Annotated in this window: 2 protein-coding genes; both read right to left on the reverse strand. The window is 64.7% G+C overall.

Features of this window, described 5'->3' with window-relative positions; all coding sequences use genetic code 11:
- Positions 1–62 precede the first annotated feature (62 nt).
- On the reverse strand, positions 63–1,670 hold the full coding sequence (locus ACTQ40_RS10390; RefSeq protein ID WP_441069373.1) for a hypothetical protein: 1,608 nt from the start codon (positions 1,668–1,670) through the stop codon (positions 63–65).
- Positions 1,670–2,104 carry a hypothetical protein gene (locus tag ACTQ40_RS10395; protein WP_441036951.1) on the reverse strand — a complete coding sequence of 145 codons (435 nt, stop codon included), beginning with the start codon at positions 2,102–2,104 and terminating at the stop codon, positions 1,670–1,672. Before ACTQ40_RS10395 ends, ACTQ40_RS10390 begins: the two co-directional genes overlap by 1 nt.
- Positions 2,105–2,220 lie beyond the last annotated feature (116 nt).

A 2,220-nucleotide genomic window follows, 5' to 3' on the forward strand; every position in this document is an offset into this window, starting at 1 on the left:
GGGTCTTGCGGTGGAGGCGGTTCAGGACATCAATGTCACCCATGCCCACCTCCATTCATCGTCTAGGCGAAGCACCACACGGCGCTGTTCTGTGAGTCGTCATCGGTCCAGTCGGTGGCCAGCACAGCCCGTCTCGCCGCGTACGCGAGGGCGTCTGCCACTACGACGTCGATCTTGCGGGGGCTGTTCGGGTATTCCTTGCGGATCAGCCGGTACTGGCCGCGCCGCTTCACGAACGCGTTGCCGTAGTGCCGCAGCGCGTCCGGGTCGCTGCTCTGTTTCGTGGTGCCGTTCACGATGTCGGTGTGGAGCGTGTCCAGCGCCGGCCCCATCAGGGTGTCCGACGTCGTGGGGAATTCGACCACCACGTCCTCGCCGAACTCGTGCGCCAGGTCTGAGATGTCGCTGCGCCACTCGTGTGGGTCGTAGTGGCCTCGGATCACGCGATAGCGCTTGTGCGCCTCACGGATACGCTCCAGCACCTCAGTGCGCGGCACCTGCCATCCGATGCCGTCGACACCCTCGGGTTTCTCCCACAGTCCGATCGTCCACCGGTAGCCGTCTGACATCCGGCAGCCGCGGAGGATGGTCGAGTCGGAGTTCAGCGACCCGTCGAACCCGAGCGTGATCGCTGTGCCATCGGCAGGTTCGGGGCCGTCCATCTGGGCGTCCTCCACAGCCCTGAGCGCGATCCACGCATCCGAGGACGCCATGGCGCGGTTCAGGTAGTAGCGGGCACCCTCAGCCTCGTCACGGCACTCGGTTGGGTCCAGCATCGTCCGATAGGCAAGTTCAGGGGTCATCCACCCCGACACGGGGTCCATCGCCGCGCCGTACACGTAACGCAGCTGCGCCAGCGTGTGCTCGCGGTCCTCATAGATGCGGATCGGTCCCTTCGCCTCGCGATGGTGCACCAGCCATCCGGGGCCTAGTTGCTCGGCCTTCCAACGCTTGTAGATCGTCTCCCAGACGCTCTCCTCGCCGTAACGGAATGCGGTCGTTGTCAGCAGCGCCCACGGTTCGTCACGCGACCTCTTCGGTAAGTTACGCATCGTCGTGGCGTACATGTTCCGCAGCTCCGGGAGCACGTACAGGTGCACCTCATCCGGCACGAGGAACGTTTCCTTGCCGCCGTCCTTCGACGCGGCACCAGACGAACTCGAGCGGCACTCCCCACCGTTCGGCAGATAGATGTTAGTCGCTGAGCGGTAGTCGCGGATGCCCTTCACGCCGTCGTAGATGTCTGGGTGGTTGTCGTGTCCCCAGTCACCCATCACGAAAGCAATGTTTTGGAACGTGTTGCCCGACTGCTTCTCCTCGGTCGCGAGGCAGCGGACGAACGGGGAGCGGATCGGGCGTCCCACCGGCTGCCCGCTCGCATCCCAGCCGTCAAAACGCACCGGGGCCAGAGCCTCCGCCACGCCAATCAGGCCCGCGACCTCCGACTTCGCCCGACCCTTCGGCATTGACAGCACGCCACGAGAGATCAACCGACGCCCCGACGCCGGTTCGAGCTCGTAGGCGTCCACGATGAAGTCAAACATCTCGTCATCGAACGTCAACGGCTGCCCCTCCACCGGCCCAGGGCCATGGCAGGCATACGCCTCGAGCCAGTCGATGACGGCATAGCCGAGAGAGCACTTCTGCCCCTCGAACAGGGGGCGGAACATCAGCCTGCGCGCCGCTTCCGCGCCCGGTCAAGGCTCGACACCTTGCCTGCGGATGCGACCGACTCCACAGACTTCTGATAGGCACCCCTCGGACCCCGATACTGGGGCCGTCGACCCTCCACGTCCGGCAACCGCAGCGCCGCCAGCAGCTGCTTGAGGACCGTGGCCGTCGCGTTCGCCTCACGCAGCGCCGAGTTCACGACCAAGCTGGACACTCCGTTACCGTCCGTCTCAATCGACAGCAGCACGTCATGCTTGCCACGGATCGCCGCATCCAGAGAATCGAGCCGATCCTTTGCCCGGCACGCCTCCTCCAGTTGCACCAACTGCTCCGGCGTCAGCTCGAACACGTCCGCCACGCCACGCCACAAAGCACGCCCACCATCCGCCAACGAGGCTGGACACGGGGCCGGGATATGGGGCTCGTCAGACATGCTCAACACCTCCAGCGTCGCGCCGATATGCATCTGGTGGTATCGCACCACCAGAGAGAATGGTTTTCAGGCCCTGTAGACCTGTCTCTTATACACATCTGACGCTGCCGACGACT

Source organism: Collinsella sp. Sow4_D11 (assembly GCF_052116465.1).
Classification (GTDB): Bacteria; Actinomycetota; Coriobacteriia; order Coriobacteriales; family Coriobacteriaceae; genus Collinsella.